15 protein-coding genes are annotated in these 20,025 nt (G+C 70.6%); 11 read left to right on the forward strand and 4 right to left on the reverse strand.

The window, feature by feature from the left end:
- Positions 1–261 precede the first annotated feature (261 nt).
- Both ACIBM5_RS01065 and ACIBM5_RS01070 read left to right on the forward strand, forming a co-directional pair.
- The gene (locus tag ACIBM5_RS01065; protein ID WP_396005104.1) at positions 262–2,052 is read left to right on the forward strand and encodes a glycosyl hydrolase family 18 protein; all 1,791 of its coding nucleotides are present in this window, start codon (positions 262–264) and stop codon (positions 2,050–2,052) included.
- Between the two features lie 264 nt (positions 2,053–2,316).
- Positions 2,317–2,856 (forward strand): group III truncated hemoglobin, encoded by a 540-nt coding sequence (locus ACIBM5_RS01070; RefSeq protein ID WP_396004767.1) that lies wholly within the window; start codon positions 2,317–2,319, stop codon positions 2,854–2,856.
- A gap of 121 nt (positions 2,857–2,977) precedes the next feature.
- Here the strand turns inward: ACIBM5_RS01070 and ACIBM5_RS01075 are convergent, their stop codons facing one another.
- On the reverse strand, positions 2,978–3,829 hold the full coding sequence (locus ACIBM5_RS01075) for a PAC2 family protein (RefSeq protein ID WP_391581957.1): 852 nt from the start codon (positions 3,827–3,829) through the stop codon (positions 2,978–2,980).
- A 347-nt stretch (positions 3,830–4,176) separates the two neighbouring features.
- Here ACIBM5_RS01075 and metH point away from each other — a divergent pair, with 347 nt between their 5' ends.
- The 5 genes from metH to ACIBM5_RS01100 all read left to right on the forward strand — a co-directional run bounded on the left by metH (position 4,177) and on the right by ACIBM5_RS01100 (position 12,018).
- Positions 4,177–7,653 carry a methionine synthase gene (gene metH / locus ACIBM5_RS01080; protein WP_396004768.1) on the forward strand — a complete coding sequence of 1,159 codons (3,477 nt, stop codon included), beginning with the start codon at positions 4,177–4,179 and terminating at the stop codon, positions 7,651–7,653.
- A gap of 76 nt (positions 7,654–7,729) precedes the next feature.
- Positions 7,730–8,578 (forward strand): putative RNA methyltransferase, encoded by an 849-nt coding sequence (locus ACIBM5_RS01085; protein ID WP_396004769.1) that lies wholly within the window; start codon positions 7,730–7,732, stop codon positions 8,576–8,578.
- A gap of 129 nt (positions 8,579–8,707) precedes the next feature.
- Complete coding sequence (locus tag ACIBM5_RS01090; protein ID WP_396004770.1) at positions 8,708–9,412, forward strand: HAD family hydrolase; 705 nt, start codon at positions 8,708–8,710, stop codon at positions 9,410–9,412.
- A gap of 558 nt (positions 9,413–9,970) precedes the next feature.
- On the forward strand, positions 9,971–11,344 hold the full coding sequence (locus ACIBM5_RS01095; RefSeq protein ID WP_391581961.1) for a sensor histidine kinase: 1,374 nt from the start codon (positions 9,971–9,973) through the stop codon (positions 11,342–11,344).
- Positions 11,341–12,018: a response regulator transcription factor gene (locus tag ACIBM5_RS01100; RefSeq protein WP_020552051.1), complete on the forward strand. Its 678-nt coding sequence runs from the start codon at positions 11,341–11,343 to the stop codon at positions 12,016–12,018. The genes ACIBM5_RS01095 and ACIBM5_RS01100 overlap by 4 nt, the downstream gene beginning before the upstream one ends.
- Before the next feature lie 39 nt (positions 12,019–12,057).
- Here ACIBM5_RS01100 and ACIBM5_RS01105 read toward each other — a convergent pair whose 3' ends face one another.
- Positions 12,058–12,972 carry a RecB family exonuclease gene (locus ACIBM5_RS01105; protein WP_396004771.1) on the reverse strand — a complete coding sequence of 305 codons (915 nt, stop codon included), beginning with the start codon at positions 12,970–12,972 and terminating at the stop codon, positions 12,058–12,060.
- Between the two features lie 138 nt (positions 12,973–13,110).
- On the opposite strand from ACIBM5_RS01105, the gene ACIBM5_RS01110 reads away from it, so the two are divergent.
- Positions 13,111–14,547 carry a cellulase family glycosylhydrolase gene (locus ACIBM5_RS01110; RefSeq protein WP_396004772.1) on the forward strand — a complete coding sequence of 479 codons (1,437 nt, stop codon included), beginning with the start codon at positions 13,111–13,113 and terminating at the stop codon, positions 14,545–14,547.
- A 92-nt stretch (positions 14,548–14,639) separates the two neighbouring features.
- On the opposite strand, the gene ACIBM5_RS01115 is transcribed toward ACIBM5_RS01110, so the two are convergent.
- Entirely contained in the window at positions 14,640–15,815 is a 1,176-nt protein-coding gene (locus ACIBM5_RS01115) for a M50 family metallopeptidase (protein ID WP_396004773.1), read from the reverse strand.
- Positions 15,816–15,909: 94 nt separating this feature from the next.
- On the opposite strand from ACIBM5_RS01115, the gene ACIBM5_RS01120 reads away from it, so the two are divergent.
- Both ACIBM5_RS01120 and ACIBM5_RS01125 read left to right on the forward strand, forming a co-directional pair.
- Complete coding sequence (locus ACIBM5_RS01120) at positions 15,910–16,818, forward strand: tRNA (adenine-N1)-methyltransferase (RefSeq protein ID WP_391581965.1); 909 nt, start codon at positions 15,910–15,912, stop codon at positions 16,816–16,818.
- A gap of 80 nt (positions 16,819–16,898) precedes the next feature.
- A complete protein-coding gene (locus ACIBM5_RS01125) occupies positions 16,899–17,663 on the forward strand; it encodes a hypothetical protein (protein ID WP_396004774.1) in 765 nt (254 codons plus the stop codon).
- Positions 17,664–17,696: 33 nt separating this feature from the next.
- Here the strand turns inward: ACIBM5_RS01125 and ACIBM5_RS01130 are convergent, their stop codons facing one another.
- A complete protein-coding gene (locus tag ACIBM5_RS01130) occupies positions 17,697–17,984 on the reverse strand; it encodes a ferredoxin (RefSeq protein ID WP_396004775.1) in 288 nt (95 codons plus the stop codon).
- 224 nt (positions 17,985–18,208) lie between these two features.
- Between ACIBM5_RS01130 and arc the strand changes: the two genes are divergently transcribed.
- Positions 18,209–19,978, forward strand: a complete 1,770-nt coding sequence (arc, locus tag ACIBM5_RS01135) for a proteasome ATPase (protein WP_391581968.1) — start codon at positions 18,209–18,211, stop codon at positions 19,976–19,978.
- The last annotated feature ends 47 nt before the right edge of the window (positions 19,979–20,025 follow it).

The raw sequence follows: 20,025 nt of genomic DNA on the forward strand, positions 1-20,025 counted from the left end.
CTGACCACGCGGGCCCTTCGGGGCCCGCGTGCGGCATTTCCGGCGTCGGGCACGGCGGTTGGTCCAGACCATTTTGGTACAGACCATTGACCCCTGGTCCAGACCTTTCCTACTCTCACTGGGACCCGCGGTGGGGTGGCAGTCGAATCGTTTCCCCACCGGGAGGTGCCACGTCCCCGCATGTCTGGCCCCACTCGAGGAGCACCCTTGAGCACAGGAACCAAACGACGCACCACCCTGTCCCGGCGCACCCTTGTCGCCATGATGAGTGCCCTGCTGCTCCCCCTGGCAGCGATGGTCGGCCTCGCGTCCCCCGCACAGGCCGCCGGTACCACCGCCACATTCGTGAAGACCTCCGACTGGGGCTCCGGCTTCGGCGGCAGCTGGACCATCAAGAACACCGGCACCGCGGCGATCACCTCGTGGACCCTGGAATGGGACTTCCCGGCCGGCACCGCCGTCGGCTCGTCCTGGGACGCCACCGTCACCCGCACGGGTGACCACTACTCCGCCAAGAACGTCGGCTGGAACGGCACGGTCGGACCCGGCGCATCGGTGACGTTCGGCTTCAACGGCACCGGCCCCGGCAACCCCACCGGCTGCAAGATCAACGGCGGCTCCTGCGACGGGGGACCCACGAACCCCGGCGACAACCCGCCCTCGGCCCCCGGCACGCCCGTGGCGAGCAACGTCACCGACAACGGCGTCAAGCTGACCTGGGCCGCGGCGACCGACGACCACGGCATCAAGAACTACGACGTGCTGCGCGGCGGCAGCAAGATCGCCACCGTCACCACGCCCACCTACACCGACAGCGGCCTGGCCGCGGGCACCGACTACTCGTACAGCGTGGTCGCCCGGGACACCGTCGACCAGACCGGCCCGGCCAGTGCCGCGGTCACCGTGCACACCACCGGCGGCGGAGGCAACCCCGGCGGCAGCGCCGTCAAGCTCGGCTACTTCACCAACTGGGGCATCTACGGCCGCAACTACAACGTGAAGAACATCGTCACGTCCGGCTCGGCCGCCAAGATCACCCACATCAACTACGCCTTCGGCAACGTCCAGGGCGGCAAGTGCACCATCGGCGACTCCTACGCCGACTACGACAAGGCGTTCACGGCCGATCAAAGCGTCAGCGGCGTGGCCGACAACTGGGAGCAGCCGCTGCGCGGCAACTTCAACCAGCTGCGCCAGCTCAAGGCCAAGTACCCCAACATCAAGATCCTGTGGTCCTTCGGCGGCTGGACCTGGTCCGGCGGCTTCGGCCAGGCCGCGGCCAACCCCGCCGCGTTCGCCGAGTCCTGCTACAACCTGGTCGAGGACCCGCGCTGGGCCGACGTGTTCGACGGCATCGACCTGGACTGGGAATACCCCAACGCGTGCGGCCTGACCTGCGACACCAGCGGTGCCGCCTCGATCAAGACGCTGCTCGCCGCCACCCGGGCCAAGTTCGGCACGAACAACCTGGTCACCGCGGCGATCACCGCCGACGCGTCCTCCGCGGGCAAGATCGACGCGGCCGACTACGGCGGCGCCTCGGCGTACGTCGACTGGTACAACGTGATGACGTACGACTTCTTCGGCGCGTGGGACGCCAAGGGCCCGACCGCCCCGCACTCGCCGCTGACCTCGTACACCGGCATCCCCAAGGACGGCTTCAACTCCGCCGACGCGATCGCCAAGCTCAAGACCAAGGGCGTCCCGGCGAGCAAGCTCCTGCTCGGCATCGGCTTCTACGGCCGCGGCTGGACCGGAGTGACCCAGGCCGAACCCGGCGGCACCGCCACCGGCGCAGCCCCCGGCACCTACGAAGCCGGCATCGAGGACTACAAGGTCCTCAAGAGCAGCTGCCCCACCACCGGCACCATCGCGGGCACCGCGTACGCCAAGTGCGGCAGCAACTGGTGGAGCTACGACACCCCGGCCACCGTCGCCTCCAAGATGAGCTGGGCCAAGGCGCAGAACCTGCGCGGCGCGTTCTTCTGGGAGTTCAGCGGCGACACCACCAACGGCGAACTCGCGGCCGCGATCCACAGCGGCCTGGGCTAGCCCCCGGGACGCGGCCACGAACGCGGCCGCCTTCACCGCTTCGTGACCGCAAGGTCGTGACCGGGCCCACCGGGGTGCCCGGTCACGACACCACGAGCGGACCCGTCGTCCACCGGCGCGGACGGCGGTTCCGGCACAGACCGGGCGGGGGGGGGGGGGGGGGCCCCCCCCCCCCCCCGCCGGCGGCGGCGCCCCCCCCCCCCCCCCCCCGCCCGGGCCGTTCGGCCCGAGCCGCCCCCGACACCCGCGCCCTAAGCTGGCGGTATGGACGGCGACCGGCGACCACCGATGCACCTCACACCGCGGACCACTCCCGACCGGGACGCGCCGCCCCCGCACACCGCGCAGCCGGCCGTCGGCCGCGCCGACATCGAAACCCGCGCCGACATCGACGCCCTGCTCCGCCGCTTCTACGGCGCGGCCTTCGCCGACCCGGTGATCGGCGCCTACTTCACCGAGATCGCCGGCACCGACCTGGACGCACACCTGCCCCGGATCACCGACTTCTGGGAACGCGCCCTGCTGCGCACCGCCGACTACCGCGGCGACGCGTTCGCCGTGCACCACGCACTGCACCGCGCCGAACCGCTGACCGCCCGACACTTCGGCCGCTGGGTCCAGCTCTGGCGGGCCTGCGTCGACGGCGGCTACGCCGGACCACGCGCCGAACGCGCCAAGGGGCAGGGCGAACGCATCGCCCTGGCCATGCTGCGCCGACTCGCCGGCGCCGACGCCCCCGCCGAGCCCGGCCCCGGCGGCTTCATCCCCCTCGCGACGCTGGAACTGCGCCGCCGCTCGGCCTGAACACCCGCGGGACCGCGCCCCGAGGCCCGGCAGGGGAGGGGAAGGCCCGGCCGGCGACGGCCCACGCACCCCGCCCGCGACCACCGGACCGGCGCCCCGCGCCTTGTCGCGCCGCGCCCGATCAGCCCTCCGGCTGATCACCCTTGCGCTTGAGATACCGCTCGAACTCGGCCGCGATCGCATCGCCGGACGCCTCGGGCAGGTCCTCGGTGTCGCGCGCGGCCTCCAGCGAGCGCACGTACTCGGCGACCTCGGTGTCCTCGGCCGCGAGCTGATCCACCCCCACCTGCCAAGCCCGCGCGTCCTCGGCCAGCTCGCCCATCGGCACGGTCAGGTCCAGGAAGTCCTCCAGCCTGCGCAACAGCGCCAGCGTGGCCTTCGGCGAGGGCGGCTGCGCCACGTAGTGCGGCACCGACGCCCAGAACGTCAACGCGGGCATCCCCGCATGCGCGCAGGCCTCCTGGAAAACGCCCACGATGCCCGTGGGCCCCTCGTACCGGGACTGCTCCAGGCCCACGTTCGCGGCCACCACCGGGTCCGACGTGGTGCCGTTCACCGGGACCGGCCGCGAGTGCGGCGCGTCGCCCAGCATCGCGCCGAGCACCACCACCGTCTCCACGCCCAACTCGTGCGCGAAGCCCAACAGTTCGTTGCAGAACGAGCGCCAGCGCAGATTCGGCTCGATGCCGTGCACCAGCACCAGGTCCCGGCGCGGCTCGGCCAGCCGGACCACCGAGAGCCGGGTGGTGGGCCAGGTGATCCGCCGGGTGTCCCCATCCAGCCATATCGTCGGACGATTCACCTGGAAGTCGTAGTAGTCCTCGGCATCCAGGGCCGCGAACACCTCGCCCTTCCAGACCCGGTCGAGGTGCTCGATCGCGGCGGAAGCGGCATCGCCCGCGTCGTTCCACCCCTCGAATGCGGCCACCATGACCGGGTCGATCAGCTCGGGCAGGTCGTCGAGCTCGATCACCCAGTGCCTCCTTCCGGCCGGGGCCGGGATCCGTGCGCCGCGGGCACCCGTCCCCGGGGCCGCGAGAGCTGTACGGTCCCCACATTACGGGTTGAGGCACCCTCGGCCAGACCCGCCCGCGTCGACTTCGCCCACAGTGAAATCCGGGCGCCGCCGGGCAACCGAACCGCAAACACACCCCGAACGCGCGGGTGAGCACGAGTGAGCATTCCGTGATCAGTGGGCGACGTCACCCGCGCGCCACCGGGCTCCGCGCGCGAATCGCATTAAGCTGGCGCTCTGGCCCGAGCCGTCTCGGCGGCCCCGGGCAAGCCGACAGCCGTCGCACCCATCGGAGACGCATTCTCATGACAGCCACCCCGCAGCAGCTTCGCGAAGCACTCGCCACCCGCGTCGTCGTCGCCGATGGAGCAATGGGAACCATGCTCCAGGCTCAGGACCCGAGCCTGGACGACTTCCAGGGCCACGAAGGCTGCAACGAAATCCTCAACGTCACGCGTCCCGACATCGTGCGCAACGTGCACAAGGAATACTTCGACGTCGGCGTCGACTGCGTCGAAACCAACACCTTCGGCGCCAACCTCGGCAACCTGGGCGAGTACGACATCCAGGACCGCATCTACGAGCTCGCCGAAGCCGGCGCGCGGATCGCCCGTGAAGTGGCCGACGGCTACTCCACCCCCGACCGCCCGCGCTGGGTGCTCGGCTCGATCGGCCCCGGCACCAAGCTGCCCAGCCTGGGCCACGTGCCCTTCGCCACCCTGCGCGACGCCTTCGAGGTCAACGCGGCCGGCCTGATCGACGGCGGCGCACACGCCCTGCTCATCGAGACCAGCCAGGACCTGCTGCAGACCAAGGCCTCGATCATCGGCTCACAGCGCGCGCTCAAGAAGGCCGGCGTCGACCTGCCGATCTTCGCCCAGGTCACCGTCGAGACCACCGGCGCGATGCTGATGGGCTCCGAGATCGGCGCCGCGCTGACCGCCCTGGAACCGCTGGGCATCGACTTCATCGGACTCAACTGCGCCACCGGCCCGGTCGAGATGAGCGAGCACCTGCGCCACCTGGCCAAGCACGCCGGCATCGGCGTCACCGCGATGCCCAACGCCGGCCTGCCGATCCTGACCAAGGACGGCGCGCACTACCCGCTCAGCCCCGAGGAACTCGCCGACGCGCACGACAGCTTCACTCGCGAATACGGCCTCGCCCTGGTCGGCGGCTGCTGCGGCACCACACCCGCGCACCTGAAGGCCGTGGTCGAGCGCGTGCACGGCCGCGAACTCACCCCCCGCAACCCCCGGCACGAACCCGCCGCCGCATCGCTCTACCAGTCGGTGCCCTTCCGCCAGGACCTGTCCTACCTCTCCATCGGCGAGCGCACCAACGCCAACGGCTCCAAGGCGTTCCGCGAGGCCATGCTCGAAGGCCGCTACGACGACTGCCTCGACATCGCCCGCGACCAGACCCGCGACGGCGCACACATGCTCGACCTGAACATCGACTACGTCGGCCGGGACGGCGTCGCCGACATGAAGGCCCTGGCCGGCCGCCTGGCCACCGCCTCCACGCTGCCGATCATGCTCGACTCCACCGAGCCCGAAGTGCTCGAAGCCGGCCTGGAGCTGCTCGGCGGACGCGCCGTCGTCAACTCGGTCAACTACGAGGACGGCGACGGACCCACCTCGCGGTTCCGCCGGATCATGCCGCTGGTCAAGGAACACGGCGCCGCCGTCGTCGCGCTGACCATCGACGAGGAGGGCCAGGCCCGCACCGCCGAATGGAAGGTCCGAGTCGCCGAACGGCTGATCACCGCCCTCACCGGCGAGTGGGGGATCAAGGTCTCCGACATCATCATCGACGCGCTCACCTTCCCGATCGGCACCGGCCAGGAGGAGACCCGGCGCGACGGCATCGAGACCATCGAGGCGATCCGCGAGATCAAGCGCCGCCACCCCGACGTACAGACCACCCTGGGCCTGTCCAACGTCTCCTTCGGCCTCAACCCGGCCGCGCGCATCGTGCTCAACTCGGTCTTCCTCAACGAATGCATCGAAGCCGGCCTGGACTCGGCGATCGTGCACGCCAGCAAGATCCTGCCGATGGCGCGCATCCCCGAGGAACAGCGCGAGGTCGCCCTCGACATGGTCTACGACCGCCGCCGCGAGGGCTACGACCCGCTCCAGCGCTTCCTGGAACTGTTCGAGGGCGTCGACGCCAAGTCGGTGCGCGCCACCCGCGCCCAGGAACTCGCCGCGCTGCCGCTGAACGAGCGGCTGGAACGCCGGATCATCGACGGCGAGCGAGCCGGCCTCGAAGAAGACCTGGACGAGGCACTGCGCGAGCGCAGCGCCCTGGTGATCATCAACGACACGCTCCTGGCCGGCATGAAGGTCGTCGGCGAACTGTTCGGCTCCGGCCAGATGCAGCTGCCCTTCGTACTCCAGTCCGCCGAAGTGATGAAGTCCGCCGTCGCCCACCTGGAACCGCACATCGAAAAGGTCGAGGGCGAGGACGGCAAGGGCACCATCGTGCTGGCCACCGTCAAGGGCGACGTGCACGACATCGGCAAGAACCTGGTCGACATCATCCTGTCCAACAACGGCTACAACGTGGTCAACATCGGCATCAAGCAGCCGGTCTCGGCCATCCTGGAAGCCGCCGAGGAACACCGCGCCGACGTGATCGGGATGTCCGGCCTCCTGGTCAAGTCCACCGTGATCATGAAGGAAAACCTCCAGGAACTGAACACCCGCGGCCTGGCCGCCGGCTACCCGGTCATCCTCGGCGGCGCCGCCCTCACCCGCGCCTACGTCGAAGAGGACCTCTACGACATCTACGCCGGCGAGGTCCGCTACGCCCGCGACGCCTTCGAGGGCCTGCGCCTGATGGACGCCCTGATGGGCGTCAAGCGCGGCGTACCCGGCGCGGAACTGCCCGCGCTGCGCCGGCGCAAGGTGGCCGCCGCCAAGGTGATCGAAACCGAACCCGAGGAAATGCCCGCCCGCTCGGACGTGGCGATCGACAACCCCGTGCCCACCCCGCCGTTCTGGGGCGACCGCGTCGTCAAGGGCATCCAGCTCCACGACTACGCCTCCTGGCTCGACGAACGCGCCACCTTCATGGGCCAGTGGGGCCTCAAGCCCACCCGAGGCGGCGACGGACCCTCCTACGAAGAACTCGTCGAGACCGAGGGCCGCCCGCGGCTGCGCTACTGGCTGGACCGGATCGTCACCGACAACCTGCTCGACGCCGGCGTGGTCTACGGCTACTTCCCGTGCGTGTCCAAGGGCGACGACCTGATCGTGCTCGACGACGCCGGCAACGAGCGCACCCGCTTCAGCTTCCCGCGCCAGCGCCGCGACCGGCACCTGTGCCTCGCCGACTTCTTCCGCCCGGAGGAATCCGGCGAGATCGACGTGGTCGGCTTCCAGATCGCCACCATGGGCCCGCGCCTGTCCGACGCCACCGCCAAGCTCTTCGCCGACAACGCCTACCGCGACTACCTCGAACTGCACGGCCTGTCCGTGCAACTCGCCGAAGCACTGGCCGAATACTGGCACGCCCGGGTACGCGCCGAACTCGGCTTCGCCGGCGAGGACCCGAACGACCTGGACGGCATGCTCAAGCTGCACTACCGCGGCGCGCGCTTCTCGCTCGGCTACGGCGCCTGTCCCGACCTGGAGGACCGGGCCAAGATCACCGAGCTGCTGAAGCCGGAGCGGATCGGCGTCGAGCTGTCCGAGGAGTTCCAGCTGCACCCGGAACAATCCACCGACGCGATCGTGTTGCACCACCCCGAGGCGAACTACTTCAACGCCCGCTGACCCACCCCACCCATCCGAACCGGCCACGGCCGGGGCCACACCCGCCCCGGCCGCACCGGCGGCACGAACGAGGCACATGCTCGGCGACGTCGTGGAAACCCTCGCCTGCCCGCACTGCGGCGCGGACCTGGCGGGAGACACAGCCGGCCTGCGCTGCGCCGCCGGACACACCTTCGACATCGCCCGACAGGGCTACGTCAACCTGCTCACCGGGACGGGCTCGGTGGGCACCGCCGACACCGCCGCCATGGTCGCCGCCCGCGTCGACTTCCTCGGCGCGGGCCACTACGACCCGATCGCCGACGCGCTGACCGCCGCCTGCGCCGACGCCGCCCCCGGAACCCTCGTCGACGTCGGCGCCGGTACCGGACACCACCTCGCGCGCGTGCTCGACGCACTACCGGGCCGATACGGACTGGCCCTGGACATCTCCAAATACGCGCTGCGCCGGGCCGCCCGCGCCCACCCGCGGATGGGCGCCGCCGTATGCGACGCGTGGCGCCCCCTGCCGGTGCGCACCGGCGCCGCAGCCCGAGTGCTCAACGTGTTCGCCCCGCGCAACCCGCCCGAACTGCATCGGATCCTGGCCCCCGAAGGCACCCTCGTGGTCGCCGCACCCACCGCGGGCCACCTGGCCGAGCTGGTGCCCGCACTCGACCTGCTCCAGGTCGACGCCGACAAGCAGACACGCATCGACGCCAAGCTCGCGCCGTGGTTCACCGTGCGCGCACGGCAGAGCGTCACCTTCACCATGGCGCTCGACCACACCGCGATCGCCGGCGTGGTGGCGATGGGCCCCAGCGCCTGGCACACCGACCCCGCCCGGCTGCGCTCCGCCATCGCGGACCTGGCCGACCCACTCGCCGTGACCGCTTCGGTCACCGTTTCCGCATACGACCCCGTTCGGCGGTTGCCCAATCCCTGACGGCGCCGCACAATCGAGGACCCGCCGGAGCCAACCGGCGGATCCGACCCCATGGAGAACCCGCGTGAGGAGATTCACCCACCCCATCCACACCACGATTTCCCGTACCGGGGGAGAGGCGGCCACACGATGACGGCAGCGCTCACGACCACGACCGGATCACGCCCGGGCCACGGCCTCGCGGCGGTCCTGTTCGACATGGACGGCACCCTGGTCGACACCGAACGCAACTGGTTCGCCACCGAGACCGCCGTCATGGCCGACCTCGGCTTCACCCTCACCGCGCAGCACGCCGAACACCTGCTCGGCAGCCCGATGGAGCCCGCCGTCGCCTACCTGCTCTCGGTCTCCGGCCTCGACGTCGCCCCCGCCGAACTCGAACGCCGGATCAACGCCGGCATGGTCGCCGCGCTGCGCGACGGCGTGGACCTGCGCCCCGGCGCCAAGCGGCTGCTCGCCGAGGTCGACGAGGCAGGCGTGCCCTGCGCACTGGTCACCGCCTCCCAGCGAGTGATCGTGGACGCGGTGCTGCCCTCCATCGGCGCCCACCACTTCCGCTTCACCCTGGCCGGCGACGAGATCGCCCGTACCAAGCCGCACCCCGACCCGTACCTGACCGCGGCCCGCCGGCTCGGCGCCCAGCCGTGGGCCTGCGTGGTCGTCGAGGACTCGCCCACCGGCATCGCCTCCGGCGAGGCGGCCGGCTGCGCCGTACTCGCGGTGCCCAGCATGACGCCGATCCCGGCCGCGCCGACGCGCACCGTCGTGGAATCCCTCGAAGAGGTCGACCTGGACTTCCTGGGCGACCTGGTCCGGGCCCGCGTGGCACGCTGAGCCCGCGCCCCCCGGGGGCCACCCGCCGCCGGTCGACCGGCACAAACGGGCGGGAGCGGACGGGCCCGAAGGCCCGCCCGCTCCCACATCCCCGTGCTTCCCCCGTACTGCGTTTTCCCCGTGTATTGCGTTACTGCGTTTTCCCCGTGTACTGCGTTTCCCCCGTGCCGGAGCCCCCGTGCTCCGACCCGTACTGCATCCCCGTCGGTCCTGCTCGACCTCCCGGCGGCGGTTTCCCCCGTCCCCGTGACCGCCGAGAGGTCGGCCGTGCTCCGCCCGAACCCCGAAGGGCTCGGACCCCCGTACTACCCCCGTAGTACATCCCCGGGATTCCCGTTTCCGGGTTCCCCGTGTGTTGTCCAGTGTTGGCGATCGGGAAGACCAGGGCTTCAGGGAAGTCCCTCGTGTTCTCCGCACCCCCTCGCCCCTCCCGCCAGACCGTTGAGTACGGACCGCGGCTCCGCCCGCAGGAGGAGATCGGCCCACCGCTCCTCCCAGGGGACGAGACCGGGCCCCCAGGGGGTCAAAACCCCCGGCCGGGGGCCCTACCGTAAGGGTGTGCGCGCAGTGACCCCCGACCCGGACACCCCCGCCGGGACCCCAGCCCCACCCGCAGCCGGCGAATGCCTGCCCGGGCTCGCCCGAGCACGCGCCTGCCTCGCCGACATCGTCCGGGAACTCGGCCGCGACGCACGCCAACCGTGGCCGCGCCCCACCGTGCTCGACGTGGCCCTGGTGCTGCTCCTGGCGGTCTTCGCCGTGGGCGGCCTGTACTTCCACGAACTGGGCATGCGCGACGTCCGCGAACCGGACGTGTGGGGCGTCCTGCTCGCGCTGCTCACCGCCTTCCCGCTGTTGTGGCGCAGTGCCCACTCGCTGCGCGTGCTGATCTGGGTCAGCGTCGCCGGGCTGATCCTGGCCGGCTCGCACTACGAATCCGCCGGCGCCGGGCTCGGCCAGATCGTCGCGCTGTACGCGGTCGCGGTCGGCCGCTCCCGCGTGCCCGCCGCGGTGGCACTGGCCTTCACCGAGAGCGCCACCGTCGTGTGGCTGCTGATGCGCAACAGCGACATCGTCTTCCTCGACCTGGTCGCCAACCTGGCCGCGATGTTCGCGGTCTGGGCCTTCGCCCGCAGCGTCGGCTTCCGACGCGCCTACACCGCCGAGCTGGAAGCCCGCGCCGACCGCCTGGAGCGCACCCGCGAGGCGGACACCCGGGCCGCGATCGCCGAGGAACGCGGCCGCATAGCCCGCGAGCTGCACGACGTCGTCGCGCACCACGTCTCGGTGATGACCGTGCAGGCCTCCGCCGCGCAGCGCATGGTCGCGCGCAACCCGGACCGGGCCAAGGAGGCGATGGCCGCGGTCGAACAGACCGGCCGGGGTGCCCTGGTCGAGATGCGCCGCCTGGTCGGCATCCTGCGCGACACCACCGACGCGGTGGGCGGCCCCAACGAAGGCCACAACGCGCCCCAGCCGGGCCTGGACCAGCTCGACACGCTGGTCACCCAGGTCCGCGAGGCCGGGCTCCCGGTCGAACTGTCCCTGGAAGGCGCCCCCTGCGCACTCCCACCGGGCATCGACCTGGCGGCCTACCGGATCGTCCAGGAAGCGCTCACGAACACGCTCAAGCACGCCGGCCCCGCCGAGGCCCGGGTACTGCTGCGCTACAGCCGCAGCGAACTGCTCGTGCGCGTCGCCGACGACGGCCGGGGCGGCAGCACCGTGGCCACCGGCGACCGCACCGGACACGGCCTGCTCGGCATGCGTGAGAGGGTCTCCCTCTACGGTGGACGCCTGTACGCGGGACCACGGGCCCAGGACGGCTTCGAGGTCCTCGCGCGCATCCCCCTGTCCACCACGAACACCGCCGACACCGCCGCCCCGCCGGACGGTGCCGCCCCCGACCGACTGGAGCAGACCCGCCCATGACGATCCGCGTCATCCTGGTCGACGATCAGCCACTGCTGCGCACCGGCTTCCGGATGATCCTGGAGGCCGAGCCCGACATCGCCGTCGTCGGCGAGGCCGCCGACGGCGAACAGGCCGTCGAACAGGTCCGCGCCCTACAGCCCGACGTCGTGCTGATGGACATCCGCATGCCCCGCATGGACGGCGTCGAGGCCACCCGGCGGATCGCCGGCTCCGGCCGGGACGGGGAGAACACCGCACGCGTGCTCGTGCTCACCACGTTCGACCTGGACGAGTACGTGGTCGAGGCGCTGCGCGCGGGAGCGAGCGGCTTCCTGCTCAAGGACGTGCCCGCCGACGACCTGGTCACCGCGATCCGGGTGATCGCCGAGGGCGAGGCGCTGCTCGCGCCCAGCATCACCCGGCGGCTCCTGGACATGTACGCCGCGCGCCTGCCCTCCGCCGAGGACCCCACCCCCGACACGCTCGCGATGCTCACCGAACGCGAGGTGGAGGTGCTGCGGCTGGTCGCCCGCGGCATGTCCAACGCCGAGATCGCCGCCGAACTCTACGTCAGCGAGACCACGGTCAAGACCCACGTCGGCCACGTCCTGACCAAACTGGGCCTGCGCGACCGGGTCCAGGCCGCCGTCTACGCCTACGAGAGCGGCCTGGTCCGCCCCGGCGCGATCTGACCCCCGCCGGGCCGCCGGCGGGGGAGCGGCGCAGGGGACCTACGCCGGCACCACCGGCAGCGGATACACCGGGGGTGTGCCACCGAACTCGGGGCACACCTCCCGGTGATCGCACCACCCGCACAGCTTGGACTTCCGAGGCAGCCACTCACCCGTCCGGGTGGCCAGGTCGATCGCCTGCCACAGCGCCCGCAACTTGCGCTCCACCGCCAACAACTCGCCCTCGTCCGGGTCGTAGGTGATCACGTCGCCGCTGCCCAGATAGACCAGCTGCAACCGACGCGGCACCCGCCCGTGTTGCCGCCACAACACCAGCGCGTAGAACTTCATCTGGAACAGCGGCTTGTCCTGGAACATCGGCGACGGCGCCTTGCCCGTCTTGTAGTCCACCACCCGCAGATCGCCCGCCGGCGCCACGTCGAGCCGGTCCACGATCCCGCGCAGCACCAGGCCGTCGTCCAGCGTCGTCTCCACATACAGCTCCCGCCGGGCCGGCTCCAGCCGGTTGGGATCCTCCAGCGTGAAATAGCGCTCGACCAGCTTGTCCGCGTCCTGCAACCACGTGCCCAGGCTCGCGGCGTCCGCGCCGAACAACTCCGCCAGCTCCGGCCGCTCGGCCAACAACTCGTCCCACGCCGGCCGCACCATCGCCAACGCCCGCTCCGGGGTGCGCTCGCCGCTGGGCAGGTCGAACAGGCGCTCCAGCACCGTGTGCACCACCGTGCCGCGGGTGGCCGCCGCACTCGGCTTCTCCGGCAGCTTGTCGATCACCCGCAGCCGATACAGCAGCGGACACTGCATGAAGTCCGCGGCCCGGGACGGCGACAACGACACCGGCGGCCGCGGCGCCCGCTCGCCGGCCGGAGCGGGCACCACGACACTCGTGGTCTCGACCGCGGGCCCGACGACGGAGGATTCCTCGGCGGAGGTGGTTTCGGAGGGGCTGACGCTCATGCCGACCACCCTAAGCGCGTGGGGCGACACCCTGTGCACCCGAGGGGCCGCGCACCCCTGTCAATCGCTGCTACCGCTCAGTAGAGTCCCGGCACCGCGAGTCCCAGGCACCCCCTTCCGCACCTCGACGGAGGCCCCATGCGCGTCCTCACCCGCCCCCGCACACACGCCGCCGCGATCGCCGCCGGCCTGCTCCTGGCGAGCCTGCCCGCGCCCGCATACGCGCACGGCGACCGGCACGGCCGCACACCGGACAAGGTCACCGTCGGCGACCGCACCTTCATCGCCGACGAGCACGGCCGGGCGACCCAGTGGCGCGGCTTCAACATCGGCGACAAGGACCACCGCGGCGCGGACGCGTTCAAGAACGTCACCGAGACCCAGTTCCGCGAACTGTCCGAACGCGGCTTCAACCTGGCCCGCGTGCTGTTCTTCTGGGACGACCTGGAACCGCGCCCGGGCCGGTACAGCCGCGACTACCTGGCCCGGATCGAGCGGATCCTGGGCTGGGCCGACAAATACCGGATCAAGGTCGTCCTGGACGCCCACCAGGACATCTACGGGCCGTACTTCAACGACCACCGGGGCAACCCGGAATGGACCACCCGCGACGAGGGCCTGCCGTACGAGCCGGTCCCCGGCGACTGGTTCGCCGAGTACTACACACCCGGCGTGCAGGCCGCGTTCGACCACCTCTACGCGGACCGCGACCTCCAGCGCGCGCACGCCGCGATGTGGATCAAGGTCGCCGCGGCCTTCGGCCGACACCCCGCCGTGCTCGGCTACGACCTGATGAACGAACCGATGGGCCGCTTCCGTGACGGCGAGGACATCCCCACCGCCGCCGCCCGGCTCGAATCGACGCAGATCACCGACACGTGGAACCGGCTCACCGACGCCATCCGCCTGGTCGACCAACGCAACTGGATCCTCGTCGAACCCACCCCCGTGGTCGGCCTCGGCCTGCCCACCGCGCTCGGCCCGATCACCGACGACAAGGTCGCCTACGCCCCGCACTTCTACGAGAGCGCGATGGAGACCGGAGCCGACTACGACCCCGACGGCGGCTTCATCGAGAACTACGAGGCCGCGATCAGCGCCTACCCGAAGGCGAACAAACTCCCGGTGATCGTGGGGGAGTGGGGCCCGCCCGACCAGTCGCTGCCCAACATCCCGCTGTTCTACAAGCGGATGACCGCGGCCATGGACCGATTCGGCAGCGGCTGGGCCGGCTGGCAATGGTGCAACGGCGGCGGCTACTGCACCCTGGACGCCGCCGGCCGAATGAAGCCCAACAACAAACTTTTGGTACAGCCCTACGCGCGCGCCGTGGCCGGCAACCCGGAGAGCTACCGCTACGACCCGGACACCCGCACCTACACGCTGACCTTCACCACCCGCCGGGACGCCGACGGCCCCACCGAGATCGTCCTCCCCGAGGACGTCTACGCCAAGCCCCCCACCGTCCACGTCACCGGCCCCGGCCACACCCGCACCGACACCCGCAACAACACGGCCCGCATCACCACCACGAAAGCGGGCCGCTACATCCTCACCATCACCCCAACCCCCTGACCCCCGGCGCCGAGCCTCTACCGAACACACCACCGAGCCCGGCCGGGCAAACCCCTCAGCCCGGCCGGCGAATGAGGCCGAGAGTCCCGCCCTCAACCCCGCATCATGGCCAAAAACGCATGCTCGACATCCGTCCGGGAAAGCACCCCGTACACCCCGCCGTCCGGCTCCACCACCAGGTACTCACTCGCAGGCGCCGCCCGCATCGCCACCAGCAGGTCCTCCCCGGCCAGATCCGCGCCCACCTTCATCCCCGGCACCAGATCCCGCGCCAACGGCCCCACCGCCACCCACGGTCGGCGATGCTCCGGCGTCGCCAGCACCGCGGACTCGCGCACCAGGGCCACCGGATCCCCACCGCGGTCCACCACCACCAACCCGCGCGCGCCCTCCTCGTGCGCCCGCCGCAGCGCCTCCGACAACGGCACATCCGCCGCCACCGGAATCGCCCGCCGGGTCAACAACCGCACCCGCAACTCCGGCAACCGCTCCCGAAGCCGCTCCGCGCGCAGCGACTGCACCGCGCCCGCCCACATGAATCCGGCCACCAGAGCACCGAAGATCAACGTGTACGTGCGCGCCCCCGCGTCCGCACCCAGCGACCACAGCACCGACGAGATCAGCACCACCACGGCCAGTACCCGCCCGGCCCAGGACGCGGCGATCGTGCCGGCCAACGGCCGCCCGCTGACCCGCCACACCACCGCCCGCAACATCCGGCCACCGTCCAACGGCAACCCGGGCAGCAGATTGAACGCCGCCACCAGCAGATTGGACACCGCCAGCAACGCGACCATGCGCCCCGCCAACGTGTCCACGTCCAGGGCCAGGCCGATCACCCAGAACCCGCCACCGAGCGCAAGCGAGAGCGCCGGACCCGCCGCCGACACCAGGAACTCGTGCCGGGCCGTCTCCGGCTTGTCGATCTCGGACACCCCGCCCAGGAACTGGATGGTGATCCGCCGCACCGGCAGGCCCAGCCGCAGCGCCGTCACCGCGTGCGCCAACTCGTGCACCAGCACCGACACGTACAACAGCACCGCGAAGCCGAACGACAACACGAACCGCCACGGACCCAGATCCGGGAACAGGCTCTCGAACGTCGGCGCGAACAACACCGTGATCACCGCGGCGATCACGAACCACGTCGGCGCGACATAGACCGGCACCCCGAAGGGGCGCCCCATGAGCAGGCCACGCCTCGGTTCCCGGCGCGGGGCCTCGCCCTGCCGCATCCTGCGTCCCTGCGGCCTGCTCGAATCAGTCACGTCCAAGATGCTATGCAACCGAGTCCGGGTTTGACCCCCACGGGCCCGCACCCACGCGTCGGAGCGTCGCCCCCGACCGACTAGGCTGACCCCCATGTCCGAACCGACCGGTGCCGCGCGCAGGCGCGGACCCTTCCAGGTCGGGGACCAGGTTCAGCTGACCGATCCCAAGGGCCGCCACCACACCTTCACGCTCGAAGCGGGCAAGGCGTTCCACACCCACAAGGGCTCGTTTCAACACGACGCGCTGATCGGCGCTCCCGAAGGGACCGTCGTACGGTCCACCGGGAACACCGACTATCTGGCGCTGCGACCTCTGCTCCCCGACTTCGTCCTGTCCATGCCCCGCGGTGCCGCGGTGATCTACCCGAAGGACGCCGGCCAGATCCTCGCGATGGCCGACATCTTCGCCGGCGCCCGCGTCGTCGAGGCCGGCGTCGGCTCCGGCGCGCTGAGCACCTTCCTGCTCCGCGCCATCGGCGACACCGGGCAGCTCGCCTCCTACGAACGTCGACAGGACTTCGCGGACATCGCCCGCAAGAACGTCGAGCGCTACTTCGGCGCCCCGCACCCCGCGTGGAAGCTCACCGTCGGCGACCTCCAGGACAACCTCGTGGAGACCGACGTCGACCGGGTCATCCTCGACATGCTCGCCCCCTGGGAATGCCTGGACGCGGTCTACAAGGCACTCGCCCCCGGCGGCCTGGTGTGCTGCTACGTGGCCACCACCACGCAGCTCTCGCGCACCGTGGAGACCATGCGCGTGATGAACTGCTTCACCGAGCCGCAGCCGTTCGAGTCGATGGTCCGCTCCTGGCACGTCGAAGGCCTCGCGGTCCGCCCCGACCACCGGATGATCGGCCACACCGGCTTCCTGGTCACCGCCCGACGCCTCGCCGACGGCGTCGAGCCGCCGCTGCGCCGGCGCCGCCCCTCCAAGGGCTCCTACGGCGACGACTACGCCGGCCCGGGCGCGGAAGCCGGAGCCCCGCTGGAATCCTGACCCATCGTCAGGCAATGGTTGAGACAAGGCGGGCCGGGACTCTATACCAGGGCCCGGCCCGCCGCATAGGGTCGTCCACCGTGGCGGACGATCACTTCGAGACCCGGCCCGCGCGCGGCGACAGTACCCGCGGGCTCGTGACCACCGACGCACCACCCGACACCTCCGCGCCCAGGCACGTCGAGGTCCCCGACGTACGCAACGGCATCGCCTTCGCCGCCGCGGCCGTCGTGTTCGTCTTCATCGTGGGCACCGGCCTGGTGATCTGGGCCGCGGCCTCGCTGGACGGTGGCATACCCGGCGTCACCGCACCGGCCAGGCACCGCACCAACCCACAGGACCCACCGGCCGCGCCGCGCACCATCCAACCGGGCGAGCACACCGCGGAAACGTCCGACCAGGGCCGATCGGTGGGCCCCGCCCCCGGAGCCGCGCAGACCGTGCCGCTCGCCGGCAGCCGCAGCCGAATCGCCGCCGGCCCCACCGAGGCGGAGCTTGCGAATGTCGCGTTCCCGCTCGACTGCCCGGGCGTGGGCACACGGATCAAGACCGTGCTGACCGACCCCACGGGTCCCACCGTGGTCCGGGTCGAGTGCGCGGCCGGCTCCGGCAGCCCGCCTGCGGCGCTGCTGGCCTACGGCGACGCGGACACCGGCCCACCGCGACTGGTGGCCACCCTGCTCGACATCGACGAGGGCCTCCTGGTGAGCGATGTCACGCGCAGCGGCGACACGATCACCGCCCGCACCCAGGGCTGGTCCGTCCCCGACGGGCCCCGCTGTTGCCCCGATCTGGACGCGACGCTTCGTTGGCGACTGACCCCGCTCGGTGCCCAGCGAATCTGACGCGTCGCCAAACACCGGTGTACGAAGCGGAATTCAGGCCACGTCCGGGCCAAACACCTCGACGCCGTCGGAAATCCGGCGCATGTGGATGCACTCGCCCGGGCACTTGCGTGTGGCGTCGATCACTTCCAGGAGCAACGACCCGGGCACCGGAACCACCGCTCCCGGTTCGGTGCGCAGCTCGTCGTCGGCACCCTTGACGTACGCCAGCCCGTCGATGTCCAGCTCGAAAACCTCTCGCGCGTATTGGACGCAGATGCCGTCCCCGGTGCAGAGATCCTGATCGATCCAGACCTCGAGGGGTTCGTTTTCTGCGGACATGGGGCCTCACTCTTCACCGATTCGTATCGACACGCGCTCGACAGACCCTACTCGCGCCTGCTTCCCGAGGTGATGAGGTGGGTATCTGATCCTCACAAGCGTGGGGGCAATCGCACGGGTGAAGATCGGACACGCCCGGACAGTCTTGCTGATCAAGGGGTTTCAACCCCTCCTGCCGTAGGTAGGGTCGGAGACGTCGCAGCTCCCAGGAGGAGGTGAGGGCCGTGGCAGTCCACGACGACGACATGAACCGTGGTGGTGGGAGGCCGGCTCGGGGTACGGACGACCTCGTAAGCCAGGTTTCTTTTCTAGAGCAGGAAGTCGCCGTCCTGCGTCGCAAGCTCGCCGACTCACCGCGCCAGAGCCGTTTGCTCGAGGAGCGGGTCGTCGATCTCCAGACGTCCTTGGCCGGCATGACCACACAGAACGAGCGATTGGTCGCGACCTTGAGGGAGGCCCGCGACCAGATCGTGGCCCTCAAGGAGGAAGTGGACCGACTCGCCCAACCCCCCTCGGGGTTCGGCGTGTTCCTACAGGCCAACGAGGACGGCACGGCGGACATCTTCACCGGTGGGCGCAAGCTCCGGGTGAACGTCAGCCCCAACATCGAACTCGACGAACTCCGGCGTGGCCAAGAGGTCATGCTCAACGAGGCCATGAACGTGGTCGACGCGATGGAGTTCGAGCGCGTCGGCGACGTGGTGATGCTCAAGGAGCTGCTGGAGGACGGCGAACGAGCGCTGGTCATCGGGCACACCGACGAGGAGCGCGTGGTGCGCCTCGCCGAACCGCTCCTGGACTCCCCGCTGCGTGCGGGGGACTCGCTGCTGCTCGACTCGCGATCGGGCTACGTCTACGAACGGGTCCCCAAGAGCGAGGTCGAGGAGCTGGTCCTCGAAGAGGTCCCGGACATCGACTACACCAAGATCGGCGGTCTGCGGAACCAGATCGAGATGATCCGGGACGCGGTCGAGCTGCCCTACCTGCACCCCGACCTGTTCAAGGAGCACGAGCTCCGCCCGCCCAAGGGCATCCTGCTCTACGGCCCTCCCGGCTGCGGCAAGACGTTGATCGCCAAGGCGGTGGCCAACTCGCTCGCGAAGAAGGTCGCCGAGGCCCAGGGCAACGAACAGGGCAAGAGCTACTTCCTCAACATCAAGGGCCCCGAGCTGCTCAACAAGTACGTCGGCGAGACCGAGCGGCACATCCGCCTGGTCTTCCAGCGGGCCCGCGAGAAGGCCAGCGAGGGCACACCCGTCATCGTCTTCTTCGACGAGATGGACTCGCTCTTCCGCACCCGAGGATCGGGCGTCAGCTCGGACGTGGAGAACACCATCGTCCCCCAGCTGCTGTCCGAGATCGACGGCGTGGAGGGCCTGGAGAACGTCATCGTGATCGGCGCCTCCAACCGTGAGGACATGATCGACCCGGCCATCCTGCGACCGGGTCGGCTCGACGTGAAGATCAAGATCGAGCGTCCGGACGCCGAGGCGGCCAAGGACATCTTCGCCAAGTACCTCAAGGTCTCGCTGCCCCTGCACGACGACGACCTGGTGGAACACGGCGGCAACCGGGCCGCCACCGTCACCGGCATGATCCAGGTCGCCGTGGAGCGGATGTACTCCGAGAACGACGAGAACCGCTTCCTGGAGGTCACCTACGCCAACGGTGACAAGGAGACCCTGTACTTCAAGGACTTCAACTCCGGCGCGATGATCGAGAACATCGTGGGCCGCGCGAAGAAGATGGCGATCAAGGACTTCCTGGAACACCGCCAGAAGGGCATCCGGGTGGCCCACCTGCTCGCCGCGTGCGTCGACGAGTTCAAGGAGAACGAGGACCTGCCCAACACCACCAACCCCGACGACTGGGCGCGGATCTCGGGCAAGAAGGGCGAGCGGATCGTCTACATCCGCACTCTGGTCTCGGGCAAGCAGGGCGACGAGGCCGGGCGCTCCATCGACACCGTGGCCAACACCGGTCAGTACCTCTGATCCCGATCGAGTACCGATTGACCACCGATGCCGCGGCCCGTGTTCAG

The sequence above is a fragment of the Embleya sp. NPDC050493 genome, assembly GCF_044458105.1.
GTDB lineage: Bacteria > Actinomycetota > Actinomycetes > Streptomycetales > Streptomycetaceae > Embleya.

Bases quoted from the DNA above. Each gene is read 5' to 3' on its own strand.
- ACIBM5_RS01085 (WP_396004769.1), top strand. From the start codon at position 7,730: ATGCTCGGCGACGTCGTGGAAACCCTCGCCTGCCCGCACTGCGGCGCG.
- ACIBM5_RS01100 (WP_020552051.1), top strand. From the start codon at position 11,341: ATGACGATCCGCGTCATCCTGGTCGACGATCAGCCACTGCTGCGCACC.
- ACIBM5_RS01070 (WP_396004767.1), top strand. From the start codon at position 2,317: ATGGACGGCGACCGGCGACCACCGATGCACCTCACACCGCGGACCACT.
- ACIBM5_RS01105 (WP_396004771.1), bottom strand. From the start codon at position 12,972: ATGAGCGTCAGCCCCTCCGAAACCACCTCCGCCGAGGAATCCTCCGTC.
- ACIBM5_RS01130 (WP_396004775.1), bottom strand. From the start codon at position 17,984: ATGTCCGCAGAAAACGAACCCCTCGAGGTCTGGATCGATCAGGATCTC.
- ACIBM5_RS01065 (WP_396005104.1), top strand. From the start codon at position 262: ATGATGAGTGCCCTGCTGCTCCCCCTGGCAGCGATGGTCGGCCTCGCG.
- ACIBM5_RS01120 (WP_391581965.1), top strand. From the start codon at position 15,910: ATGTCCGAACCGACCGGTGCCGCGCGCAGGCGCGGACCCTTCCAGGTC.
- metH (WP_396004768.1), top strand. From the start codon at position 4,177: ATGACAGCCACCCCGCAGCAGCTTCGCGAAGCACTCGCCACCCGCGTC.
- ACIBM5_RS01090 (WP_396004770.1), top strand. From the start codon at position 8,708: ATGACGGCAGCGCTCACGACCACGACCGGATCACGCCCGGGCCACGGC.
- ACIBM5_RS01110 (WP_396004772.1), top strand. From the start codon at position 13,111: ATGCGCGTCCTCACCCGCCCCCGCACACACGCCGCCGCGATCGCCGCC.